The 23,892-nt window shown below is 28.4% G+C and carries 21 protein-coding genes and 2 pseudogenes; 22 read left to right on the top strand and 1 reads right to left on the bottom strand.

All coding sequences use genetic code 11. The annotated features are described in order from the left end of the window. Nucleotides 1-135: 135 nt before the first annotated feature. The 9 genes and pseudogenes from LEQ07_RS02160 to LEQ07_RS02120 all read left to right on the top strand — a co-directional run bounded on the left by LEQ07_RS02160 (nt 136) and on the right by LEQ07_RS02120 (nt 6,789). Nucleotides 136-1,404 (top strand): annotated as a pseudogene (locus LEQ07_RS02160) (dicarboxylate/amino acid:cation symporter). A 462-nt stretch (nt 1,405-1,866) separates the two neighbouring features. Further along, the gene (locus tag LEQ07_RS02155; RefSeq protein WP_263329356.1) at nt 1,867-2,238 is read left to right on the top strand and encodes a hypothetical protein; all 372 of its coding nucleotides are present in this window, start codon (nt 1,867-1,869) and stop codon (nt 2,236-2,238) included. 127 nt (nt 2,239-2,365) lie between these two features. After that, the gene (locus tag LEQ07_RS02150; RefSeq protein ID WP_263329355.1) at nt 2,366-3,073 is read left to right on the top strand and encodes a YjjG family noncanonical pyrimidine nucleotidase; all 708 of its coding nucleotides are present in this window, start codon (nt 2,366-2,368) and stop codon (nt 3,071-3,073) included. 56 nt (nt 3,074-3,129) lie between these two features. Then, nucleotides 3,130-3,369, top strand: a complete 240-nt coding sequence (locus LEQ07_RS02145; RefSeq protein ID WP_046822116.1) for a DUF1653 domain-containing protein — start codon at nt 3,130-3,132, stop codon at nt 3,367-3,369. 15 nt (nt 3,370-3,384) lie between these two features. Next, nucleotides 3,385-3,606, top strand: coding sequence for a YdbC family protein (locus LEQ07_RS02140; RefSeq protein ID WP_046822115.1), 222 nt, complete (start codon nt 3,385-3,387; stop codon nt 3,604-3,606). A gap of 313 nt (nt 3,607-3,919) precedes the next feature. Then, nucleotides 3,920-4,933, top strand: coding sequence for a TDT family transporter (locus LEQ07_RS02135; protein ID WP_263329354.1), 1,014 nt, complete (start codon nt 3,920-3,922; stop codon nt 4,931-4,933). A 161-nt stretch (nt 4,934-5,094) separates the two neighbouring features. Continuing rightward, nucleotides 5,095-5,544, top strand: a complete 450-nt coding sequence (locus LEQ07_RS02130; RefSeq protein WP_025162058.1) for a LytTR family DNA-binding domain-containing protein — start codon at nt 5,095-5,097, stop codon at nt 5,542-5,544. A 1-nt stretch (nt 5,545) separates the two neighbouring features. Then, nucleotides 5,546-5,971, top strand: a complete 426-nt coding sequence (locus LEQ07_RS02125; protein ID WP_046822449.1) for a DUF3021 domain-containing protein — start codon at nt 5,546-5,548, stop codon at nt 5,969-5,971. 257 nt (nt 5,972-6,228) lie between these two features. Then, nucleotides 6,229-6,789, top strand: coding sequence for a MerR family transcriptional regulator (locus tag LEQ07_RS02120; RefSeq protein WP_263329353.1), 561 nt, complete (start codon nt 6,229-6,231; stop codon nt 6,787-6,789). Between the two features lie 148 nt (nt 6,790-6,937). Here LEQ07_RS02120 and LEQ07_RS02115 read toward each other — a convergent pair whose 3' ends face one another. Then, nucleotides 6,938-7,369: a hypothetical protein gene (locus tag LEQ07_RS02115; RefSeq protein ID WP_263329352.1), complete on the bottom strand. Its 432-nt coding sequence runs from the start codon at nt 7,367-7,369 to the stop codon at nt 6,938-6,940. A gap of 300 nt (nt 7,370-7,669) precedes the next feature. Here LEQ07_RS02115 and LEQ07_RS02110 point away from each other — a divergent pair, with 300 nt between their 5' ends. The 13 genes and pseudogenes from LEQ07_RS02110 (at nt 7,670) to LEQ07_RS02055 (ending at nt 23,855) form a co-directional block, all read left to right on the top strand. Further along, nucleotides 7,670-9,229 carry a hypothetical protein gene (locus tag LEQ07_RS02110; RefSeq protein ID WP_263329351.1) on the top strand — a complete coding sequence of 520 codons (1,560 nt, stop codon included), beginning with the start codon at nt 7,670-7,672 and terminating at the stop codon, nt 9,227-9,229. Nucleotides 9,230-9,240: 11 nt separating this feature from the next. Further along, nucleotides 9,241-10,383: pseudogene (locus tag LEQ07_RS02105) on the top strand (glycoside hydrolase family 38 C-terminal domain-containing protein); the annotation flags it as partial. Between the two features lie 135 nt (nt 10,384-10,518). Beyond that, entirely contained in the window at nt 10,519-10,800 is a 282-nt protein-coding gene (locus tag LEQ07_RS20500) for a glycosyl hydrolase-related protein (RefSeq protein WP_332842852.1), read from the top strand. A 172-nt stretch (nt 10,801-10,972) separates the two neighbouring features. Further along, nucleotides 10,973-13,678 carry an alpha-mannosidase gene (locus LEQ07_RS02100; RefSeq protein ID WP_263329349.1) on the top strand — a complete coding sequence of 902 codons (2,706 nt, stop codon included), beginning with the start codon at nt 10,973-10,975 and terminating at the stop codon, nt 13,676-13,678. Nucleotides 13,679-13,749: 71 nt separating this feature from the next. Beyond that, nucleotides 13,750-14,355, top strand: coding sequence for a YesL family protein (locus tag LEQ07_RS02095; protein WP_021429792.1), 606 nt, complete (start codon nt 13,750-13,752; stop codon nt 14,353-14,355). A 185-nt stretch (nt 14,356-14,540) separates the two neighbouring features. Further along, nucleotides 14,541-16,082 carry a sensor histidine kinase gene (locus tag LEQ07_RS02090; protein ID WP_263329348.1) on the top strand — a complete coding sequence of 514 codons (1,542 nt, stop codon included), beginning with the start codon at nt 14,541-14,543 and terminating at the stop codon, nt 16,080-16,082. Beyond that, nucleotides 16,075-16,458 carry a response regulator gene (locus LEQ07_RS02085; RefSeq protein ID WP_263329347.1) on the top strand — a complete coding sequence of 128 codons (384 nt, stop codon included), beginning with the start codon at nt 16,075-16,077 and terminating at the stop codon, nt 16,456-16,458. Before LEQ07_RS02090 ends, LEQ07_RS02085 begins: the two co-directional genes overlap by 8 nt. Nucleotides 16,459-16,463: 5 nt before the next feature. After that, nucleotides 16,464-17,555: a helix-turn-helix domain-containing protein gene (locus LEQ07_RS02080; protein ID WP_263329346.1), complete on the top strand. Its 1,092-nt coding sequence runs from the start codon at nt 16,464-16,466 to the stop codon at nt 17,553-17,555. Nucleotides 17,556-17,724: 169 nt separating this feature from the next. Then, complete coding sequence (locus tag LEQ07_RS02075; RefSeq protein WP_046823269.1) at nt 17,725-18,654, top strand: ABC transporter permease; 930 nt, start codon at nt 17,725-17,727, stop codon at nt 18,652-18,654. A 145-nt stretch (nt 18,655-18,799) separates the two neighbouring features. Next, a complete protein-coding gene (locus LEQ07_RS02070; RefSeq protein WP_084822082.1) occupies nt 18,800-19,624 on the top strand; it encodes a carbohydrate ABC transporter permease in 825 nt (274 codons plus the stop codon). Nucleotides 19,625-19,656: 32 nt separating this feature from the next. Then, nucleotides 19,657-21,117: an ABC transporter substrate-binding protein gene (locus LEQ07_RS02065; protein WP_046823270.1), complete on the top strand. Its 1,461-nt coding sequence runs from the start codon at nt 19,657-19,659 to the stop codon at nt 21,115-21,117. A gap of 72 nt (nt 21,118-21,189) precedes the next feature. After that, nucleotides 21,190-22,602 carry a glycoside hydrolase family 125 protein gene (locus tag LEQ07_RS02060; protein WP_263329345.1) on the top strand — a complete coding sequence of 471 codons (1,413 nt, stop codon included), beginning with the start codon at nt 21,190-21,192 and terminating at the stop codon, nt 22,600-22,602. After that, complete coding sequence (locus LEQ07_RS02055) at nt 22,539-23,855, top strand: glycoside hydrolase family 1 protein (protein WP_263329412.1); 1,317 nt, start codon at nt 22,539-22,541, stop codon at nt 23,853-23,855. Before LEQ07_RS02060 ends, LEQ07_RS02055 begins: the two co-directional genes overlap by 64 nt. Nucleotides 23,856-23,892: the final 37 nt, after the last annotated feature.

The following is a 23,892-nucleotide window of genomic DNA, read 5'->3' as shown; positions in this document are numbered from 1 at the left end:
GAAAAAAACTATAAAATACATGTAAAATATTGTAAAAAACTATACTGGCTTGAATCCATTGACTTAAAAAAATGTTTTGTATACAATGTTCTTCGGGAGCGACAAATATACTCATATCAGGAAAGGGGTTTACACATGAAAGACTTTTTAAAAACGTATAAGTCTTCATTTGTGTTACTAGGTTGTACAATAATTGGAGCCATAGTAGGACTTATACTAGGACCAAAAGCTACAGTTCTTAAACCATTTGGAGATTTATTCATCAATTTAATCATGATGATAGTAGTCCCACTTGTGTTCTTCAGCGTTGCATCGGGGGTTGCAAACGTCAATAGCATGCAAAGATTCGGGAAAATAATGAAAAATGTAATTATTGTTTTCACATTAACTACATTAGTAATGGCAGTCGTAGGTATTATAGGTACTATAATTTTCAATCCATCAAAAGGAATCGATATTCATTCAGTAAAAGAAATGATGGTTGCTCCAGATCAAGAGAAATTAGCATCAAAAGGAAATTTACTAACTCAAATAGTAAATTCAGTTACAGTTTCTGATTTTAGTGAGTTGTTCTCAAGCGGTAACTTATTACAATTAGTAGTATTTGCAGTATTAATAGGAAGTTCAATTGCCGTTTTAGGAGAAAAAGCAAAGACTATAAAAAACATACTTAATGAAGGAACAAATGTAATATTAAATGTAGTTGGAATTATAATGAAGTTGGGGCCTATAGGTTTAGGGTGTTATACAGCATCGATTATAGGTGAATTAGGACAAGAAATAATAGCAGGGTACATAAGAGTATTTTTAACTTATTGTGTATTAGCGGCCATATACTTTGCAGTATGTTATACATTGTATGCATACTTATCAGGTGGTAAAAAAGGAGTTAAGAAGTTCTATGAAAACTCTATAAGTCCAATAGCTACAGCTCTTGCGACATCTTCAAGTTCTGCTTGTATACCATCTAACTTAGAGGCAAGTAAAAAAATAGGGGTACCAGATGATATAGCTGAAACAGTTATACCTTTAGGGATTAATATACATAAAGATGGTTCGGTATTATCCGTTATAGTAAAAGTTGCATTTTTAACTGGAATACTAGGTGGAAATATGGCAGATCCATCGAACATATTAAACTTATTAGTTACAGTACTTGTTGTTGGAGTATTTATGGCTCCTGTAGCGGGTGGCTGACTTATAGGTGAGATGCTCGTGGTAAGCATCTTCGGATTCCCTGTTGAGGCAATTCCTTTATTAACAGTAATAACTACAATAACAGATATACCTAACACTGTACTTAACACAACTGGAAATACAGTGAGTTCTATGCTAGTTGCAAGACTAGTTGAAGGTAAAAACTGGTTAAAAGAAGAAGTTGAAACTTTTAAAAAGGCAAGCTAACAGGAAAAAGTAGTAATCTTAGGTTAAGATTACTACTTTTTTACGCTTAAGGAAATTATACTTAATTAAATTTTGTGGATAACTTATGTAACATAGTGATACAAATGTTTTGGTGAAAGTAAAAAATGACATTTTGAGCAACGGACGGAGTCGTTTGAGTAACGGGACGCGAGTTTACCGAGTGGACGTTGACGACATGAAATTTGAGAGATATGAAGTGGTTCGCAGACGTAGTCGCTCAAGCGAAGCGAATTTTTTATTATATGTTTAAAAATTAAGACTCTATTTTAGTATGAACAACTTTCAAGACTTAAACATAATATATAGTATTCTTTAAAATTATTATGAGGTGGGAGGGTTTATGAGTAAATTTAATTTTATGATAGATGGAAACATATAACGAATGAAGAAGAACTTCATCAGTTTATACTAGACAAAATAAATTTTGATAATGAAGAACTTGTGTTAGATGATAGCTATAGGGGGAGAAAGAAAAAGAAACCAGAATGCAAGCCTCATGGACCAAGACCTGTTTGTCTTAAGTTAATGTTCCCGTATAAGGTTGAGGTTATGTGCGGTTGTAAGCAAATGATATTTGGAATATTAGTAGATGAGCACGGCCACCCTGTAAAGAATCCTCTTATTGAATTTGAACTATCTGATTATAGTATAGGAAACCTTAGTTTTAGTCCAGCTCTTAGTTTTGGAGATGGGTGTTTTTGCACAACATTTGTGGGAGAAAGGGTAGGTTGCGGATTTTTAAAAATGTGTTGTAAGGGAACTGATTTAGATAGAGTTATACCGGTAGAAGTTACCCCTAATTGTGGATGTTAGAGAAGAGTACTTTTAAGCTCTTCTCTATTTTTACTTTAAATAGGACAAGCTAAGTTAGATTCAAAATTTAATTAAATCCATATTATTTTTAATTAAAATAGAGTATTATATAAAAAGAGGTGAAGACATGAAACAATATAAACATTTAATATTTGACTTAGATGATACTTTGTTAGACTTTCAAGATAACGAAAGAAACTGTTTAAAGGTTATTTTTAAAAAGTATAATATTACTTTTGATGAAAAATCATTTAATCAGTATAAGTCTATAAATAGAGGATTTTGGAGTCAGATAGAACAAGGAACTATAGAAAAAGAAGCGGCACTAACTAAAAGATTCGAAGAATTTTTTGCTTTGTATGGATATGATGTTAAAGGTGAAATAGTAGAAAAAGAATATCAAAATTGCTTAACTAAAGGACATAAAACAATTCCTAAAGCTATGGAAACTTTAATGGAATTAAAAAATAGAGGATACAAGATATTTGCAGGAACTAATGGGATAGGAAAGACTCAAAAACAAAGACTTAAAGATTCTAAAATGGTGTATCTATTTGATGACATATTTATTTCTGAAGAAATGGGAGTTGAAAAGCCAAATTCTAAGTTTTTCGAAATAATTTTTAATAAGTACGATTTTATGAAAAAAGAAGATACTCTTATGATAGGAGATAGTTTAGCTTCTGATATAAAGGGTTCTAATAATTTTGGTATTGACTGTGTATGGTTTAATCCTTTAGAGAAAAAATCTAATGATATAAAACCTACATACGAAATTTCTGATATATCTCAACTATTATCAATGTTAAATAAAGAAACTAGTTTAGCTGTTTAAAAGTGTAAATAAAAATTTAAAAACTGGGTATATAAGGGTAAAAAGAGGTGAAAATTATGAGTAATGAAATAAAGGTTCAAAGACCATACAGACATTTTAAAGGGAATTTATATTATGTACATAGTATAGTTAAACATTCAGAAACGGGAGAGGAATTGGTATCATATCAAATGCTTTATCCTCCTTATGATATGTATGTTAGACCACTTAAAATGTTTCAAGAGAAGGTAGAAGAAGGAAGAGAAGATAATATAACTAATCAAGTTTATAGATTTGAACTATATACAGGAAAATAATTAAGAGGTGATGATATGGCAGGTATAAAATTTGATATACAAGAAAGCTTTGGTGTTATTTCGGAAACTTCAAATGGATGGAAAAAAGAATTAAATTTAGTAAGTTGGAATGATAGAGCACCTAAATTTGATATAAGAGATTGGGATTCAAATCATGATAAAATGGGAAAAGGATTAACTTTAAGTACCGATGAATTAAGAGAACTTAAAAGAATTCTTAATGAAATAGACTTATAAAATTTAATAATTATATTTTTATGTATCCTATATATAAAACATTGATAAAAATGTTTGTTTATATAGGATATTTTTATGCAAAAAAACTATAAAATTTTCAAATTTAAAAATAGCTAAAGATAAGTTAAATTAATGGATTTATAGATAACTATTAAAAAATAAATGATAAGTATGAAAAACTTGAATTAGTAAAATTGCTTAAAACTGTGTAAAATCAATACTTGAGAGGTATATATATGTATGTAATTAAAAATTAAATTAAACTTTAAAAAATAATTTATAAATACAAAATATCATAAAAGAGGGTGGTTAAATGAATAAATATATAAATAAACTTGAGAATATGCACATAGGTATAAGTGGAACGTGCTTAGCATTTATAACACTTAGTAATAGTTGGCAAATTAAAGATATCGGATATTTAAAACCAATTGCTATAGCTATAGCATTAGGAATGCTTACTCTTATGCTCATAAGATTAATAAGATTTCCAAAAGTAATGTATAAAGAATTGAAAGATCCAGTTGTAGGAACATTTTATCCAACTCTTGGGATGGTAACTTGGTTAGTTTCAGGATACTTCTATCCTAAGTTTCCAACTGTATGTAGTACATTATGGATAGGGGCAGCTATATATCATTATGCAATAATTATTTTTTATACAGTAATAAGAATTAAAGAAAAGAAATTTAGCAATATAATGCCAACTTGTTTTATAGTATATACAGGTATGATAACAGGTAGTGTTGCTAGTAAAGGTATGGGAGGTATAATACCTGAAATAGCTCAGTTCATGTTAATGTTTGGATTTGTATTTTACACAATACTTTTACCAGTAGTCCTTTATATAGTATTTAAAAGTGAGATACTAGATGATAAAAAATTACCTACTGTTGGTATAGTTTGTTCCCCTGCACCACTTGGAGTAGTAGGTATATTAACAATAGATCCAAATCCTAATATATATATGTTAACTTGGTTGATAGTAACAGGATTAATTCTTTTAGTAGTTGTATATGGATATATATTAAAACTATTTAAAGAAGGATTTAAACCAACATATGCATCATTTACATTCCCATTAGCAATAGCTACTTTAGCAGCGTATAAGTTAGCTGTATACTTTACATCTATAGGATATGCAAAATTAGGAGAAATGTTTAATTTATTAGGTAATATAGAAATATTTATAGCAACATATGTAGTGTTCTTTATATTATTAAACTTCTTAAATATGTTCTTTAAAGCAATAAACCCAAGAGTTGGAGAATACTTAGAAAAAGAAGAAGAGTTAATCGGTGGAACTCTTTACTCTCATGAAAAATAAAATTAAATAAATTTTGAATATAAAAAAGAAACTATATTAAATAATATAGTTTCTTTTTTATATTCAAAATACCGCTTATACAACTAAAATACCTTTATATATAATTTATAGAATTAAAAAATTGATGATGTATAATTAAACTCAGATAGGGGGTCAAATATATGAAAATAGATATAGATATAGACAAAAGGTATGAAGAAATTCAAGTTATATTAAGGTCAAATGAAATGAATGATGAGACTATAGAAATTTTAGAAAAACTAAAAACTACAAAAAATAAATACATTTTAGGCAAATCAGATAAAAAGGTATATATAGTAGATGTGAAAGATATATATTTTTTCTACAGTGAAAATCAAAAAGTATTTGTTGAGACTGAAGATTTTAGATACGAAGTAGATGAAAGGCTATATGAAATAGAAGAGAATTTTAAAAATACATCATTTATCAGAGTTTCGAAATTTTCTATTGTAAATTTAAAGAAAGTTAAAAATATAGATATGAGTTTTAGCGGTAATTTAACTATTAATTTTATAAATGGCAAAAAGGAAAGTATATCTAGAAGATACATATCAAAAATAAAAGATTATTTAAAAAATGGAGGTTTTTAAAATGAGTAAGTATATAAAAACATTTATACATAGAGGTGTGTGTTATGGAGTACCGGGAGGGGTATTTATAGGCCAATTAGTGTTTTTTATAATTTTATTAACTAGCGATATAAGTAGTTTTGAAACAACAAGAGAACAGTTTTTTATTCAATTTTTAGCTTCAGCGTTTACGGGGTTTTATTGTACAGGACTAAGTGTTGTATACTCAATAGAAGAATGGAGTTTATTAAAACAGACGTCTATAAATTTAATACTTATTACAATTGTATATTTTCCAATTTCATATTTAACAGGATGGATGCCTAAGAACTTTTTTGGAATAGCTTCATTTATTTTGACATTTATAGTTTTTTATATTGTGGTATGGAATATATTCAGCCGTAGAGTAAGAAGTATTAACGAAAAGCTAGGAAAATTGAATAAGTAGATATTTAAACTTATATCTTGATAAATTTAATTTATATAGGGTATATATCTTACTAAAAAAGATTTATAAGTAGGAGTAAGATTATAATCTTTTTTCTCTAAATTCCTATAAACTACATTTTTCATATAAACACACTATCCTTTCTAGCTAATAAATTAAAAGTAAAATTTCTGTTGAAAAATACCTTATAATGATAGTAATGTATACCCTAAAGATAGAGTCAATGCGAAAAATTTAAAATTAGGGGATGAAATTTTATGAAAAATTTATACTCTATAGGAGAGGTTTCAAAAATAAAAAAAGTAACTGTAAAAGCATTAAGGTATTATTATAAAGTCGGAATTTTAATTCCTAAATATATAGATGATAATACGGGGTATAGATATTACTCGATAGATCAATTTATACATATTGATGTAATAAAAGGATGTAGAGCACTAGGAACTAGCATAGCTGAGCTTCAGGAAATAGTAATAGCACCGTGTAAAGAAGTAGGAAGTTTAAAAGAGCTTATTTCGTACTCAGAATTAGAAAAAATTATAAAAAATAAAAATTTAAATATGTCTATAGAAAGAGGAATTGGATATGATTTTAATTCTGATGGAGAAGTAGAACCATTTTATGTATTTAATGAAATAATCAAAGATGAAAATATCAAAATAGATAAACATATAGATTTATTGCCTAAAGGTGAGTATTTAACATTAGCATACATAAAAGAAAATAACTTAAAATTAAAAAAATTTATTGAAATTGAGTTATTTAATGATTTTTTTAATACTAAAACATATAGTTGCCAAATTCAGATACTTATATAAAAAGGTTGTAAAAGTTTTACAACCTTTTTATTTTATAAAGATACAAGAGCTACTGACTGAATTTGAGCAAGGACTAATTGAGATAAAGCATCTATTAAGTTTTTATTTATAGACATATCTTTTAAAGCTAAAAAGTTCATAAAGCTATTTATTGATATTTTTCATATATGTATAAATAAGTATGCTTATCTTTTAAGAAATCTTTATTCTTTATAGAGTTATTAATTAAAGAAAGTTCATCTACAGTTGAACCTATTACTGCATGTACACATGTATGCTCTCTATCTAAATCGTAATTTTTTATATAATCACATTTAGAGCTGACTAAGTTATTCAAACTAAGTATAGTATTATAAACATTTTTAGAAGAGTAGTAATTAGATTGATCCTTAACTTGTTTAGATATGAAGTCGTACCTATTTTTTATTTGAGGTAGTTGAGATCTATAGCTAATCAAAAGATTTTGTAACTGAGTGTTATATTCAATTTCTATATCTTTATTTTTAAACTCTAAATCTCTATATTTTAAAGAAGCTTCTTCTAAATCTCTAAATAGCTTAATATTTTCAAGTTTTCTCATGTTACCCCCCATAATGACTAATTAATTTAAGTTAATTATATTATATAAAATAGAAAAATTTAAGAAAATGTTTTCGAAGTAGGGCTGTATATTAATTTTATATAAGAATAATGAATATAAACTTAAGTTTGTACACTTCTTACAATTGATAAAAATAAAGAACTAATTAATAAAAAATAAGCTAAAACTACACTTATATTATAAAAGCTATACTAAGTAAATATAGATGTTTATATCAAATTGACAGTGAAAACGTTTCTAAATATAATGAGACTATATTATCGAAGGGGGACAAAAAACATGAAAGATATGTTTTATACAATAGATAAACTTAGAAATAGAATACATGAACTAGATGATTATAGATATAGAGATAAAGTAGAACTTGAATATTTCAACACGAAGTTAAATGGAGACAAAGATATAGCACCTAATATTCCAACTGAGTATGATGGAGTTATAAAAACTGGTGAGACGTGGAAAGGAAGAGATTTATATCTTTGGATGAAAAAGGAAGTTGATATACCACAAAACTGGGAGAATAAAACTGTTGTTGGTATATTTGATTTTGGAGAAACTGGAGCTGGGAACAACTCTGGATTTGAATCGTTATTTTATCTAAATAATAAGCCTTACCAAGGTGTTGATAGTAATCACAAAGAAGTGTTTTTGCCGAAAGATATTAATGGAACTAGTATTGAATTAATTTTTAGACTATGGACTGGGCTTGAAGGAGGAGGAATTCCAAGAGAACAAGAGCATCGTATAAATAGAGCTCAATTAGCGTGGTTAGATGAAAAAGTAGATGATTTATTCTATAATGCAAGCGTAATTTTAGAAACGATAGGAGAACTAGACGAGTACTCTCCAGATAAAGTTCACTTAACAAAAATACTAAATAATGCATTTAAGTTAATTGACTGGGCATATCCAGGGAATGAAGATTTTTATAATTCACTACATGAAGCATCAGATTACTTAAATAAAGAAATAGATAAGATTGATAAACATTCAGTAGTTAATGTAACTTGTATTGGACACACTCATATAGATGTTGCTTGGCTTTGGAGATTAAAACACACTAGAGAGAAATGTGCAAGATCGTTTTCAACAGTATTAAGATTAATGGAAAGATATCCTGAGTACATATTTTTACAAACACAACCTCAGCTATATGAATATGTAAAAAATGATTATCCAGAATTATATGAAGCTATAAAACAAAAGGTTAAAGATGGTAACTGGGAAGTTGATGGTGGAATGTGGTTAGAGGCAGATTGTAACATACCATCAGGAGAATCTTTAGTAAGACAAATTTTAGTAGGTTCAAGATTTATAAAAGAAGAATTTAATAAAGATGTTGAATATTTATGGTTACCAGATGTTTTTGGATACTCATGGGCGTTACCTCAAATATTAAAAAAATCTGGTATAGATATGTTTATGACAACTAAGATAAGTTGGAATCAATATAATAGAATGCCACATGATACGTTTAAGTGGAGAGGAATAGACGGTTCAGAAATACTAACTCACTTTATAACAACTCCAGAACCATGGAGCCAACCTGGATCTTGGTTCTATACATACAATGGAAGACTTACACCTAAAACAGTAAAAGGGGTATGGGATGCATATACAGATAAAGGAATAACTAATGATTTATTAGTATCTTATGGTTTTGGAGACGGTGGTGGTGGAGTAAACCGTGAAATGTTAGAGTATAGAAAGAGATTAGATAAAATGCCGGGATTACCTAATGTAAAGACTGGAAAAGCTAGTGAGTACTTTAGAGGTTTAAAAGAAAAGGTAGAAAAACTGAGGAATATGTTCATACATGGGATGGAGAATTATACTTAGAATATCATAGAGGTACATATACAAGTCAGGCATACACTAAAATGATGAATAGAAAACTAGAGCTTTTATATAGAGAAACAGAGTGGTTATCAACTGTAGCTTGCTTAACTAACAATGATTGGTCATTATATGCGAATAATGAAATAACTAAAGGATGGAAGACTATACTTAGAAACCAATTTCATGACATAATACCTGGTTCATCTATAACGGAAGTTTATGAAGATGCAAAACAAGAGTATGAAGAAGCAGAAGATATAGCATTAGATATACAAAATAAACTTGAAGAAATATATATATATAAAGATGAACATACTTGGACAATAGTAAATAACTCTAACTGGGATAGAAATGAATCTATAAATATAAAATGTGATGAAGATGGAAGTTTTTATGATGAAGATGGAAATAAACTAAAATATCAAAGAAATAAAGATGAATACACAGTAGAAATTAAAGATATTCCGGCACTTGGATATAAAAGAATAATATTAAAAATAGATGATGTACAAGATGATAACAACTCAGTATTTGAATACTGTGATGGTAAAATTTCAACTCCTAAATATAATATAGAGTGGAATGAATATGGACAATTAACATCTATATATGATAAAGAAAACAAAAGAGAAGTATTGGCTAAGGGTGAAAGAGGAAATGTTCTTCAAATGTTTGAAGACAAGCCTATGGCACATGAAGCATGGGATATTGATATATTCTATAAAGAGAAGATGAGAGAAGTAAAAGATTTACAAAGCGTTGAATTAATAGAAGACGGAAATCTAAAAGCTGTTATAAGATTTAAATATAAGTATATGAATACGACAATAAGCCAAGACATGATAGTATACGCTAATAGCAATAGAATAGATTTTAAAACAAATGTTGACTGGAGAGAGAAAAAACAGCTACTTAAGGTAGCATTTGTAGTAGATATAAGAAGTACTATGGCTACATACGATGTTCAGTTTGGAAATGTAAAAAGACCAACTCACTGGAATACTAGTTGGGATAGAGCTAGATTTGAAAGTGTTGCACAACAATGGGTTGATTTATCTGAAAGAAATTATGGTGTAAGTTTATTAAATAATTGTAAATATGGCCATGACATAAAAGACAATGTAATGAGATTAACATTATTAAAATCAGCTACACACCCTGATCCAGTACAAGATCAAGGAGAACAAAACTTTACTTATTCACTATTACCTCATAGTGGGGACTTTATAGATGGAAACACAGTAAAGCATGCATATGAACTTAATCAACCTTTAAGAGCTATAAAAGGAATGTTAAAGAGTGAGGTCAAAAAACAATTATTTAAATTTAATGATACAAATATATTGGTTGATGCTATAAAAAAAGCTGAAGATGAAGATATGATAATAATACGTTTCCATGATTATTCAGGAAGTAGACAAAATGTAAGTATAGATAGTGATTATGAAATTACTGGATGGATGGAGACAAACTTAATGGAAAAACCAATAGAGAATTTAAGAAATGAAAACTCTATAAATGTTGTTGTAAATCCATATGAAATTAAAACACTTATGATAAAAATGAAGTAATCTAGATTTAGCAGAGGCTTGTGATGTAGATATTTGTTTCCTTCACACAAAGTACTAAGAACATGTACTTTAAGTGTTTCGTCAACAATTATCTACATCACTTTGCTTTCTGACTTCAAGTAATTCACTACATTAAGGTGTGGTGGATAGAATAAGTATTGGGGGATTTTTTATGAAAAAGACTGCACATATAATATCTCATACTCATTGGGATAGAGAGTGGTATTTACCATATGAAACACATCATATGATGCTTATAAAAACTATGGATACTTTACTTGATACATTTGAGAAAGATCCAGAATTTAAATATTATCATCTAGATGGTCAAACAGTTTTACTAGAAGATTATTTAGAAGTTAGACCCGATAGAAAAGAGCTTTTAGAAAAGGTTATTAAAGAAGGAAGACTTAAAATTGGACCTTGGTATGTTCTTCAAGATGAGTTTTTAACAAGCAGCGAATCAAATGTTAGAAATTTACAATATGGTCATAAAGATGCAAATAATTATGGAGTTGAAGCGTGTAAAATAGGGTACTTCCCAGATTCTTTCGGGAACATGGGTCAAGCCCCTCAAATATTAAAGCAAGCAGGAATAGATGCTGCAGCTTTTGGAAGAGGAGTAAAACCAACTGGGTTTAACAATGAAGTAAGTGCTGATGATAAATTTGAATCTCCATATTCTGAAATGTATTGGGAAAGTCCAGATGGATCTAAGGTATTAGGAATACTATTTGCTAACTGGTATTGTAATGGAATGGAAATACCTACTGATGAAAAAGAAGCTAAAAATTATTGGAGTAAGAGAATAGATGATGCTGGAAAATTTGCATCAACAAATCATTTGTTATTTTTAAATGGATGTGATCATCAACCTATTCAAACTGATTTATCAGAAGCTATCAAAATGGCTAAGAACATATATAGTGATATAGACTTTATACACTCTAACTTTGAAGATTATGTAAAGGATTTAAAAAGTAATATAGATAAAGATTTACAAATTATAAAGGGAGAATTAAGAAGTCAGCAAACTGATGGATGGTACACACTTGCTAATACAGCTTCATCGAGAGTTTACTTAAAGCAATGGAACCAACTTTGCCAGACTTTATTTGAAAAAGTAGCTGAACCAATAGCAACTATGGCTAGCCAATATGGTTTTGAATACCCTCATCATTTATTTGAGTATGGATGGAAATCTTTAATGAAGAATCATCCTCACGACAGTATTTGTGGGTGTAGTGTAGATGAAGTTCATAGAGAAATGGTAGCTAGATTTGATAAAGCTAAGGATGTTGCTAAGTATATTGTAAATGAAAGTTTAACTTATATATCTAGTAAAATTAATACTCTGAAATTTAAAGATTTAGGAGAAAATGTATATCCATTTTTAGTTTTAAATACATCAGGGTATGATAGAAAAGGCTTAGTTAAAGTTGAGGTTGATATAGTAAGAAAGTATTTTAAAGAAGGACATCCAAATGAAATAGCAAAAGAAATGAGAAATATAAAGCTTCCTAAGTTTAAAGTAGTTGATATAAATGGAAATAAAATAGATTCAAATATAAATGATTTAGGAATAAAATTTGGATATGATTTGCCAGATGATAAATTTAGACAACCTTATTATTCAAGGCTAGTAAGTGTTGAGATTGAAACTAATAATATTAAGTCTTTTGGATGGGATACATATGCTTTAGTAGAGGATGATTCAAATAGCATTGAAAATAGTATTAATAGCTTAATAAATGAAAATATATTAGAAAATGAAAATATAAGAGTTAAAATAAATGAAAATGGAAGTATTGATATATTAGATAAAAATACGAATAAAGTTTTCAAAGATTTATGTGTATATGAAAATACAGGTGACATAGGTAATGAATATATTTATAAAATGCCAGAGGGTGAAACACCATTAACTACTAAGGGAATAAAAGCTAATATAAATATAAAAGAAGATTTACCATATAAAGCTGTTGTGGAAGTTATTCATAAGTGGGATATTCCAAAAAGTGCAGATTACTTGTTAGATAAAGAAATTGAAGAAGTATTGGAATTTAAGCATAGAAAGACACAAAGAGTTAAAGAAACGTTACAGATGGAAATAAAAACTACCTTAACTTTAGAAAAAAGTGCTAAGGGATTAAAGGTTGAATCTGAATTTAACAATATCTGTAAAGACCATAGAATGAGGATGTTATTTAATACAGATATAGAAAGTAATATTCATTATGCAGAATCAATATTTGAGGTAGCAAAGAGAAATAATATTCCACATACATCTTGGGAAAATCCATGCAACTGCCAACATCAGCACACATTTGTAAATATACATGACGATAACTATGGACTTACAATTGCAAATAAAGGGTTAAATGAATATGAAATTTTGAATAATGATAGAAATACAATTGCAGTTACATTATTAAGAAGTGTTAGGGAATTAGGTGATTGGGGAGTTTTTGAAACTCCAGAAGCTCAGTGTTTAGGAAATCATAAAGTAGAGCTTGAAATAATACCTCATGGTAAAGAAGTATTTGATTCTTATAAGGAAGCTCATTTATTCCAAATACCTATAATTTCTAAACAAATGTCTATACAAAGTGGAGAAATACCTTGTGCAAACGGTTTACTAAATGTAGAGGGGTATGGTATAATGTGGTCAACATTAAAAAGGGAATGTAAAAATGGAAATAATATATTAAGAGTATACAATTTAAACAAAGAAGAAACTATTTTAAATTTAAGTAGTTGTAGTTTATTAGGGGATAAGTATAGAGCGAATATATTAGAGAATAAAATCCAAAAAATTACAGAAAATAAAATCCACTTAAGACAATCAGAAATAGTAACTGTAAGCATAGGGAAGTAAATTAACGTAAAAAGGTTATCTGATTGGATGACCTTTTTATTTTTTAAATATTAATATTGAGGTGATATGTTATGAAAATGGAATCTGTTATATTTAATTTTTGCAGTTGGATATGGAAGTTTGCAGTACTAAATCTTTTTTGGTCTGTAGGAACTTTACTTGGAGGGGTTGTATTAGGGATAATGCCATCAACTGTTGCAACTTTTTATGTTTTAAGAAAATGGGTTCAAGGAGATTTAGAAATTAATATTTTTGAGTCATTTAAAGGAGCTTATAAAAAGGAGTTTTTAAACTCAAATAAGTGTGGAGCGGTATTTTTAGGGATATTTTTATTTTTAGCATTTGATTTATGGATTTTATACCAAATAGATGCTATATATGCAACTGTAATTTATATATTAGTAAATGCAACTTTGTTTTTTTCTGTTATTGCATTTATATACTTTTTCCCAACTTATGTACACTTTGAATTATCGACTAAGGATTATATAAAAAATTCCTTTATGTTATCAATGGGAAGTCCAAAAGAGACTATTTTAATATTAATTGGAATAGCACTACTTGCATACTTTGTAAAAAGTAGTCCTGGATTATTAATATACTTTGCTGTAGTTGTACCAGGGTATTGGGTGATGAATATTTTATATAAAAAGTTTTTAAAGCTTCAAAGGGCATAAAACTTACATGGGGAGAGGGGTAACTTGAAAAAACTATATAATTTATACACATCTAAAAACCTATTTAGCAAGATGCTACTTATATATTCGGCAATAACCATTGTATCTATTTGTTTACTATCTAATATATTTTTAAAGTATTATTTAGAGAGTGAACTACAAACGAGTTAAACATACATTCAGAGATGATATTTAATATAGAAAAAAGATTCGAAGAACAAGATATAGTAAGTACCTCTCTTATAAATGGAATAAATACACAAAAAAAGATTACTGATGAAATTCAGATGCTGATAAACTCAACATATGAAGATTATATAAGCTACAAATTAGATAAATTTTCAAGTACAAATGTAAAAGAAGCAGACTTAGACTATGTAGTAAAAACTATATTATCAGGTAGAAGTGATGCGTTAGCTATTATAATAAATGATAAAAATAAAGAATATGTAAGCGAGCTTGTTTTTAAACACAGTGATTGGTATAAGTTGAAAAATAAGTTAAAAAGTAAATATATTAGGAAAATAACTAAGCCTATAAAAAATATAGATTCTACTTATGTAATAGGGTATGTTGATATATATTTTGATTTGACAAATATAAATAACTTAATTGATGGATCAAATTTAAAAGGTAGGCTTTTAATAGCAGATAATTCTAATGACATAATACTAGATTCTTATAGGGAAAAAAGCATATGGAATATAGAAAAAGTTGAAGAAAAATATTTAGATAAGAATAGCAAATTGGCAACTGTAAAACAGGATGTACAAACCAAGTATAAATATATTAGCGTAATAAAAAATGAAGATCTAGGAATTGGAAGCATGATTTTTAAAATATCTTTAATTTCATTGTTATGTATTGCACTAATACTTTTTATTACTTACCTTGTAATAAAAAATTTCTCTGATAAATTAAGTAATATGATGCAAGGAATAGAAAATATAAAAAGGGGAGATTTAAGTGTACGATTTAATGTTGAAAAAGAAGAAGATGAACTAGATATGATTGCAATTGAAATTGATAGAATGTGTGAGAGTTTGCAAGAAAATATAGAGAAAACATATAAGTCTGAAGTAAAGCAAAAAGAAGCAGAATTAAATGCACTTCAAGCTCAAATAAAACCACACTTTCTATACAATACATTAGAGGTTATTAGGATGTGTGCTTTAGCAAGTAAAAATAAAGAAGTTGCAAACATGATATATAATTTGGCTAGTATGTTCAAGTACTCTACATATAATAATGCTTCGGATGTTAAATTGTCAGAAATGGTTAATTACTGCGAAATGTATTTGAATTTATGTTGTACAAGATATAAAGGAATAATTGATTATAAAGTAGAAATTGATGAAGAACTATTAGATTTTAAAGTTCCAAAATTTATATTACAACCAGTGATAGAAAACAGTATAAATCACGGTATGGCAAAAGATAGAAATGATAATTTCATATCTATAAAGGCAAACATGATTGAAGAAGATATAGAACTTATAGTTGAGGATAATGGAATTGGAATAAGTAGTGAAAGAATGAATGTGATTGAGGAAAACTTAAATCAAAATTTACAGAAGAAAAGCTCAATAGGATTAATGAATATAAACAGCAGGCTTAAAATTAGGTTTGGTGATAAATATGGAATACATATAGACAGCGAAGAAAATAGAGGTACTATAGTTAAAATTAAAATACCTATTTTAAAGGATGGAGTTAAAAATGTATAAGTTATATTTATTAGACGATGAACCATTTATTTTAGAAGGTCTTAAATATATTATAGATTGGGAAGAATATGGATTTGATGTAGTAGGAACTTCAAATAACGGAGAAGATGGATTTAATTTTATAAAAAATGAGGATGTAGATTTAATAATAACTGATATAATGATGCCCAAAATGACTGGGCTAGAACTAATTAGCAATTTGAAAAAAATTAATCATAATGCTAAGTTTATAGTACTAAGTGCATTTCAAGAATTTCAATATGCAAAAGAAGCTATTAGTATGGGGGCTGAAAACTACTTAACTAAACCTATAGATGAAGATGAATTGATACAGACTATAGAAGAAGTTAAGAAAAAATTGAAAAAGTCAAGTTAGAAAAAGTGGATACAAAAATATTAAAAAATGATCTTATATTGAAATTAATATGTAATAAAAATAATGATGGAGTATTGGATAGATTAAGATTAGAAGGTGTAAATTTAAATTATAAAAACTTATGTGTAGTAATATTAGAATTTGCAGAAGGCGGTAATATAAATAATCTTATATTAAATCATATTGATAATTTAAATTATGAATACTGTGTAAATCTTCAAAATCAAATTTTAATTATAATGGATAAAGAATCTGCAAATAAAGATGTTTTAAGAAGTTTAAAAGATGATCTTAATAGCACAACAAATGAACAAATATATATAAGTAGAGGTAAGTACGTTGACTCAATAGAAAATTTAAATTGTAGTTACCAAAGTGCTAAGGATATTCATGAATATAAGTTGGTTTACCCAAATATATCTTGGATTAGAGAGTACAAAGAAAAGTCATATAATCTTGAAAATATAGATTATATAGATTTCGATCATTTAAAAAAGCTTATGTTAAATAAAGATAATAAAGAATCTTTAAATTACATTGAATCTATATTTAGTAAATTAAAAAAGGATGAGAATCTTACAGTAAAGCAAATTAAAACAAAGTCTATTGAAGTATTTTTAAATGTATATAATTATTTTAATGACTCTAAGATTATAAAAGGATTAGATTTATATCTTGAAAAAGTTATAAACTCGGTTAACTTAGATCAAATACAGATTGAGTTAAATAATATGATTAAGCATAGACAGTCAAAATTAGAAGAAACTGATGATAGTATAAGCCCTATAATATTAAAGCTCTTAAGAAATATAGAAAAAAATTATAGCAAAGATCTGAACTTAAAGGAAATAAGTGAAACCTATAATATAAATTCTATATATTTAGGGCAATTATTTCAAAAAGAAACAGGTATATTGTTTTCGGATTATCTGAATAATTTTAGGGTTAACAAAGCAAAAAATTTACTGGTAGAAACAAGTTTAAAAGCTGCAGAAATTGGAGAACTAGTAGGTTATGCAAATAAGAATTATTTTTATAGAAAGTTTAAAGATATAGTTGGAATTACACCTAGTGAATGGAGAAAAATAAACTTATAAAGAAATGCCTCTAATTAAGAGGCATTTTTTTACGCAACAGAAAGTGTATTTTTATAAAAATAGGAAAACGTATACATAAACTAAGGAAAGTGTAGCGAATCTAAAGATAGTAAACTTTAGAAAGGCTTTTCCTAATGATAAAATATAATTAGGAAAAGGGGTGACGCTGATGAAGAAATTCATGAAAGATTTATGGAAAAATAGAGCTTGGCTGTTGATGGTATTACCAGGAACTATATGGTTACTAGTATTCTCATACTTGCCTATGTTTGGGACAGTATTAGCGTTTAAAAATTATAAAATGCACCCAGGCGGATTTGTACAAAGTTTAATAAATAGTGAGTGGGTTGGATTTGATAACTTTAAATTTTTATTTACAAGTGGAGATGCATTTCGTATAACACGAAATACTATTTTGTATAACTTGGTGTTTATAGTGCTAGGACTTATATTTGCTGTATTTGTTGCTATAACATTAAGTGAAATAGCTAATAAAAAATTAGCTAAAATATATCAAACAGGGATGCTATTCCCACATTTCTTATCTTGGGTAATTGTAAGTTACTTTGTATTTAGTTTCTTAAGTACAGATAAAGGTATGGTTAACTCTATTTTATCTACATTTGGAGCAGAACCAGTATCTTGGTATAGTGAACCGAAACATTGGCCTTTCATACTAATATTTATGAATATATGGAAGGGTGTAGGATATGGAAGTATAGTTTACTTAGCTGCAATAGTAGGAATAGATAGAACATACTATGAAGCTGCTACTATAGATGGAGCTAGTAAATGGCAACAAATAAAGAATATAACAATACCTCTAATAGTACCACTTATGATTATACTTACGATAATGGCTATAGGTAGAATATTTAACTCAGATTTCGGATTATTCTACAATATACCGAGAAACTCAGCTGTATTATATCCAGTAACAGACGTTATAGACACATATATATATAAAGGTCTTATGAATATGGGTAACATTGGTATGAGTACAGCAGCTGGTTTATATCAAGCAGCAGTTGGATTTATATTAATAATGACAACTAATAAGTTAGTTAAAAAAGTAGATCCAGAATATGGTTTATTCTAAAAAGAAAGGAGATAGGCAATCGTGGAAAGTGTAGTATCTAAAGAACAAGAAAAAGCCTAATCTTTTAGGGAAGAAAAAGAAGAAAGCATATAATGAAGGGTTTACAGGAATTACTAATATAATTTCAAATATTATACTAGCTATAATGGCTATAGCATGTATATTCCCATTTGTATTTGTAATAATAATATCTTTAACATCAGAACAATCATTATTACAAAATGGATATTCAATATTCCCAGAAGAGTGGAGCTTAGATGCTTATAAATATTTACTTACATCAGGTAAACAGTTAATGCATTCTTACTTAGTTACTATAGTAGTAACTGTTGTAGGAACAATAATAAATGTAAGTATGGTATCAACTTATGCTTATGCAATATCTAGACAAAATTTTAAATATAGAAAACAATTCACATTCTTAGTGTTTTTCACAATGTTATTTGGTGGAGGGATGGTTCCTTCATACATAGTAATGACTCAGGTGTTAGGTCTTAAAAATACTATATGGGCATTAATATTACCATTAGCATTTAATGCATTTAACATAATAGTTATGAAGACATTTTTCCAAAGGTCTGTTCCAGAATCTATAATAGAATCTGCAAGAATAGATGGAGCAAGTGAATTTAAAATATTTATAAAAATGGTTATACCTTTGGCGTTACCGGGTATCGCAACGATTGCGTTATTTAGTACATTAGCATATTGGAACGATTGGTTTAACGCGATGTTATATATAGATCATCAAAATTTAATACCACTTCAACATATGCTTATGAAAATAGAAAAAAACTTAGAGTTTATAAGACAAAATGCAATGTTAAGTGGGCAAGTGATGCAAAACTTACCACAAGAATCAGTTAGAATGGCTATGGTAGTTATATCTACATTGCCAATAGCATGTAGCTATCCGTTCTTCCAAAAATACTTTATAAGTGGATTAACAGTTGGAGGAGTAAAAGAATAATAACTTACTAATAAAATTGGGGAGGAAGTAATATGAAATTTAAAAAGGTATCGAGCTTATTTTTAGCGGCGACTTTAGGGGCAACAATTCTTACGGGATGTAGTAGTTCAAATGATGATAAGGGTGCAGCAAAAGACTCAAATGGAAACACAGAATTAGTATGGTATATGATAGGAACTCCACAACCAGACCAAGCTAAGGTTATGGAAGAAGTTAATAAATATACAAAGGAAAAGATAGGTGTAACTATAGATTTAAGAATGGTAGACTGGGGAGATTATGGTCAAAAAATGCAAGTTATAACTTCATCAGGAGAGCCATATGATTTAGCATTTGCAAGTGATTATTCAATAAATGCACAAAAGGGAGCATACTTAGAAATAACAGATGAAATGTTAGATAAAAATGCTAAAGAATTAAAAGAGGCTATAAACCCATTATTCTTAGAAGGGGCATCTATAAACGGAAAATTATATGGAATACCTGCAAATAAAGAAGTTGGACAACAAATGGGATGGGCATATAATGTTGAAATGGCTAAGAAAGCTGGAGTAGATATGTCAAATGTTAAAACTCTAGAAGATTTAGGTCCAGTATTAGAAAAAGTTAAGGCTAAGAACCCAGACTTAAAAATGCCAATGGCGGCAGGAGCAAACTTCATGCCATACATGCCGTATGACTTATTATTAGGGGATAACTTACCATTTGCAATATCTTTAGAAGGAGATACAAGTAAAATTGTAAATCTATATGAACAAGAAGATGTAAAGAAAACTTTAAATACACTAAGAGATTTCTATAAAAAAGGATACATACATTCTCAAGCAGCAACAGATACTGATCCACATGAGATGAGTGTTCAAAACTGGTTCGTAAGAAAAGAACAATATGCACCAGGAGCTAAGGAAATGTGGTCATCTAATGCAGGGTACGAAATTGGATATACACCAATGCATGATCCTTTAACTATAAATAACTCAGTTACTGGATCTGTAATGTCAATATCTGCAACATCTCAACATCCAGATGAGGCTCTTAAGTTCTTAAACTTATTAAATACAGATGAGTATTTAAGAAACTTAATAGATAGAGGTATAGAGGGTGTACATTATAAGACAAATGAAGATAAGACTATAACTAAAACTGAAGAAGCTAAAGGATATAATATGCCATCTTGGGCTTTAGGAAATGTACTTATAACTAAATCATACGATACTGATCCAAAAGATAGAATCGAACAATATGAAGAGTTTAATAAGTCAGCGGTTGCTTCTCCAACATTAGGATTCTATGTAGATACCACAGAGATAAGCAATGAAGTAGCTAATATATCAAACATAGTTCAAGAATTTAAATCGCCATTATTTACAGGATCTGTAGATACAGATAAGTATTTAAATGAGTTAAACAAAAAGTTAGATGCAGCGGGAATAGATAAAGTTATGGAAAACATACAAGCTCAATATGATAAATGGATGGCAGATAAAAAATAATAAAATTATATTTAAATTATATAAAGAGGCTATCAATATGGTAGCCTCTTATGTAAATTATGGGAGGAAATTATGTACAGTTCAATAGATAAGCTAATAATAACAGTTAAGGAAAAATTTAAAGATGATAAAAAAATAGCAGAGATGTTTGAAAAGTGTATCTTAAACACTATAAACACTACTGTTAAGAGAATGGAAGATGATACTACATATGTACTGACTGGGGACATACCAGCTATGTGGCTTAGAGACTCTGTTTGTCAAATTAGACCATATTTAGTTTTAGCTAATGAAGATAAAGAAATAGCAGATATGATAGAGGGGTTAGTAGAAAGACAATTTAGATATATATTAATAGACCCATATGCAAATGCATTTAATGAAAGTGCAAATAAGGCGGGGCATCAAACTGATTTAACAGATATGAAACCAGAAGTTTGGGAAAGAAAGTATGAAATAGATTCTTTATGTTTTCCTATACAGTTGAGTTACTTATTATATAAAAATACAGGTAGAACTTCTCAGTTTAATGAAACATTTGTAAAGGCTGCAAATTCAATAATAGAATTATGGAAAGTTGAGCAAAACCACGAAGAAAAGTCACCGTATTTATTTGAAAGATTAGATTGTAGACAACTAGATACCCTAGCAAGAAGTGGAAAAGGACCAGTTCACAAACAAACTGGAATGACTTGGTGCGGATTTAGACCAAGTGATGATGCTTGTACATATAGCTATCTAGTTCCATCTAATATGTTTGCAGTAGTGGTATTAGGCTATATAAACGAAATAGCGACGAATATAATAAATGATGATGTATTAGCTAAAAAAGCAGATATGTTAAGAAATGAAATAAATGAAGGAATAGAAAAATATGCAGTTTATAATCACCCAAGATGTGGAGAAATATACGCTTATGAAGTTGATGGGTTAGGAAATTACAATTTAATGGATGATGCAAATTTACCAAGTTTACTAGCAATACCTTATTTAGGATATGCTGATTTAAATGATGAAAGGTACATAAATACAAGAAAATTTATACTTAGCACTGAAAATTCAGAGTTTCATATAGGAAAATATGCTAGTGGAGTCGGAAGTCCACATACTCCAGAAGGATATATATGGCATATATCTCTTGCAATGCAAGGATTAACTACAGATGATGAAAACAAAAAAAGAGAATTAATAGAAATAATGAAAAATACTGATGCAGGGACTTACTTAATGCATGAAGGGTTTAATCCAAATGACCCAAATATGTTTACTAGAGATTGGTTCTCTTGGGCTAATATGATGTTTTGTGAATTAATTCTAGACTACTGTGGGATAAAAGTAAAAAATAATTTATATGGAGGTCTACTATGGATTATGTATTTCCGAAGGATTTTTGGTGGGGGAGTGCTTCTTCTGCAACTCAGATGGAAGGTGCATTTGATATCGAAGGAAAAGAAAAAAATATATGGGATTACTGGTTTGAGATAGCACCAGAGAAATTTCATAATGAAATAGGGCCAAGCAATACTAGCCAATTTTATTATAAATATAAAGAAGATATAAAATTAATGAAAGAGTTAGGACACAATTCATTTAGATTTTCAATAAGTTGGTCTAGGCTTATAAAATCAGATGGAAGTACAAATGAAATAGCTGTAGATTTTTACAATGATGTAATTAATACTCTTTTAGAAAATGAGATAGAACCTTTTATAAATTTATTTCATTTTGATATGCCGATGTATTTACAAGAACTAGGAGGATGGGAAAATCGTGATGTTGTAAATAGATATCAAAACTTTGCAAAGCTATGTTTTGAATTATTTGGAGATAGGGTTAAAAATTGGTTTACTCATAATGAGCCGATAGTACCTGTAGAATGTGGATACCTAGGTGAATACCACTATCCAGCTGTAGTGGATTTTAAGAGAGCTGTGCAAGTTGGATACCATATAATGCTATCAAGTGCTTTAGCTATTATGGAGTATAAAAAATTAAATCTAGAAGGGCAAATAGGGATAATAATAAACTTAACGCCTTCATACCCGAGAAGCAATTCAAAAGAAGATTTAAACGCATCTAATATTGCAGATTTAATATTAAATAGATCGTTTTTAGATCCATCTGTACATGGAGAGTTTCCTAATGAGTTAGTAGAATTTTTAAAAAGTCATGATTTAATACCTGTTTATAAAAACGAGGATTTAGAAATTATAAAAAATAACACTGTAGATTTATTAGGTGTTAATTATTATCAGCCTAGAAGAGTGAAGGCAAAGGAAAGTGCAAAAGGAGATATACTAACACCAGAGAGCTTTTTCGATTTCTATGATATGCCAGGTAAAAAAATTAATCCTCATAGAGGATGGGAAATTTATGAAAAAGGTATTTATGATTTAGCTATTAACATAAGAGACAATTACAATAATATACCTTTTTATATATCTGAAAATGGCATGGGGGTAGAAGGTGAAGAAAAGTTTAAAGTAAATGGACAAATAAATGATGACTATCGCATCGAGTTTATAAAAGAGCACTTAAAATATGTTCATAAGGCTATTGAAGAAGGATGTAATGTTAGAGGATATCATTTATGGACATTTATGGACAACTGGTCTTGGTTAAACTCATATAAAAATAGATATGGATTTGTGGAAGTTAATATAAATGATGAATATAAAAGAACTCCTAAGAAGAGTGCTTATTGGTTTAAAAAATTGATTGAGAATAATGGATTTTAAATTTTACATATAGACTTATCGTAGTATTATTGGCTAT

It is taken from the genome of Paraclostridium sp. AKS73 (assembly GCF_025671395.1).
GTDB classification, from domain to species: domain Bacteria; phylum Bacillota; class Clostridia; order Peptostreptococcales; family Peptostreptococcaceae; genus Paraclostridium; species Paraclostridium benzoelyticum.
Note: the sequence above shows the minus strand (reverse complement) of the source record. Positions and strands in the feature narration are given on the sequence as shown.

Bases quoted from the DNA above. Each gene is read 5' to 3' on its own strand.
- LEQ07_RS02150 (WP_263329355.1), top strand. From the start codon at position 2,366: ATGAAACAATATAAACATTTAATATTTGACTTAGATGATACTTTGTTA.
- LEQ07_RS02145 (WP_046822116.1), top strand. From the start codon at position 3,130: ATGAGTAATGAAATAAAGGTTCAAAGACCATACAGACATTTTAAAGGG.
- LEQ07_RS02140 (WP_046822115.1), top strand. From the start codon at position 3,385: ATGGCAGGTATAAAATTTGATATACAAGAAAGCTTTGGTGTTATTTCG.
- LEQ07_RS02135 (WP_263329354.1), top strand. From the start codon at position 3,920: ATGAATAAATATATAAATAAACTTGAGAATATGCACATAGGTATAAGT.
- LEQ07_RS02130 (WP_025162058.1), top strand. From the start codon at position 5,095: ATGAAAATAGATATAGATATAGACAAAAGGTATGAAGAAATTCAAGTT.
- LEQ07_RS02125 (WP_046822449.1), top strand. From the start codon at position 5,546: ATGAGTAAGTATATAAAAACATTTATACATAGAGGTGTGTGTTATGGA.
- LEQ07_RS02120 (WP_263329353.1), top strand. From the start codon at position 6,229: ATGAAAAATTTATACTCTATAGGAGAGGTTTCAAAAATAAAAAAAGTA.
- LEQ07_RS02115 (WP_263329352.1), bottom strand. From the start codon at position 7,369: ATGAGAAAACTTGAAAATATTAAGCTATTTAGAGATTTAGAAGAAGCT.
- LEQ07_RS02110 (WP_263329351.1), top strand. From the start codon at position 7,670: ATGAAAGATATGTTTTATACAATAGATAAACTTAGAAATAGAATACAT.
- LEQ07_RS20500 (WP_332842852.1), top strand. From the start codon at position 10,519: ATGTTAAAGAGTGAGGTCAAAAAACAATTATTTAAATTTAATGATACA.
- LEQ07_RS02100 (WP_263329349.1), top strand. From the start codon at position 10,973: ATGAAAAAGACTGCACATATAATATCTCATACTCATTGGGATAGAGAG.
- LEQ07_RS02095 (WP_021429792.1), top strand. From the start codon at position 13,750: ATGAAAATGGAATCTGTTATATTTAATTTTTGCAGTTGGATATGGAAG.
- LEQ07_RS02090 (WP_263329348.1), top strand. From the start codon at position 14,541: ATGATATTTAATATAGAAAAAAGATTCGAAGAACAAGATATAGTAAGT.
- LEQ07_RS02085 (WP_263329347.1), top strand. From the start codon at position 16,075: ATGTATAAGTTATATTTATTAGACGATGAACCATTTATTTTAGAAGGT.
- LEQ07_RS02075 (WP_046823269.1), top strand. From the start codon at position 17,725: ATGAAGAAATTCATGAAAGATTTATGGAAAAATAGAGCTTGGCTGTTG.
- LEQ07_RS02070 (WP_084822082.1), top strand. From the start codon at position 18,800: ATGGCTATAGCATGTATATTCCCATTTGTATTTGTAATAATAATATCT.
- LEQ07_RS02065 (WP_046823270.1), top strand. From the start codon at position 19,657: ATGAAATTTAAAAAGGTATCGAGCTTATTTTTAGCGGCGACTTTAGGG.
- LEQ07_RS02060 (WP_263329345.1), top strand. From the start codon at position 21,190: ATGTACAGTTCAATAGATAAGCTAATAATAACAGTTAAGGAAAAATTT.
- LEQ07_RS02055 (WP_263329412.1), top strand. From the start codon at position 22,539: ATGGAAGGTGCATTTGATATCGAAGGAAAAGAAAAAAATATATGGGAT.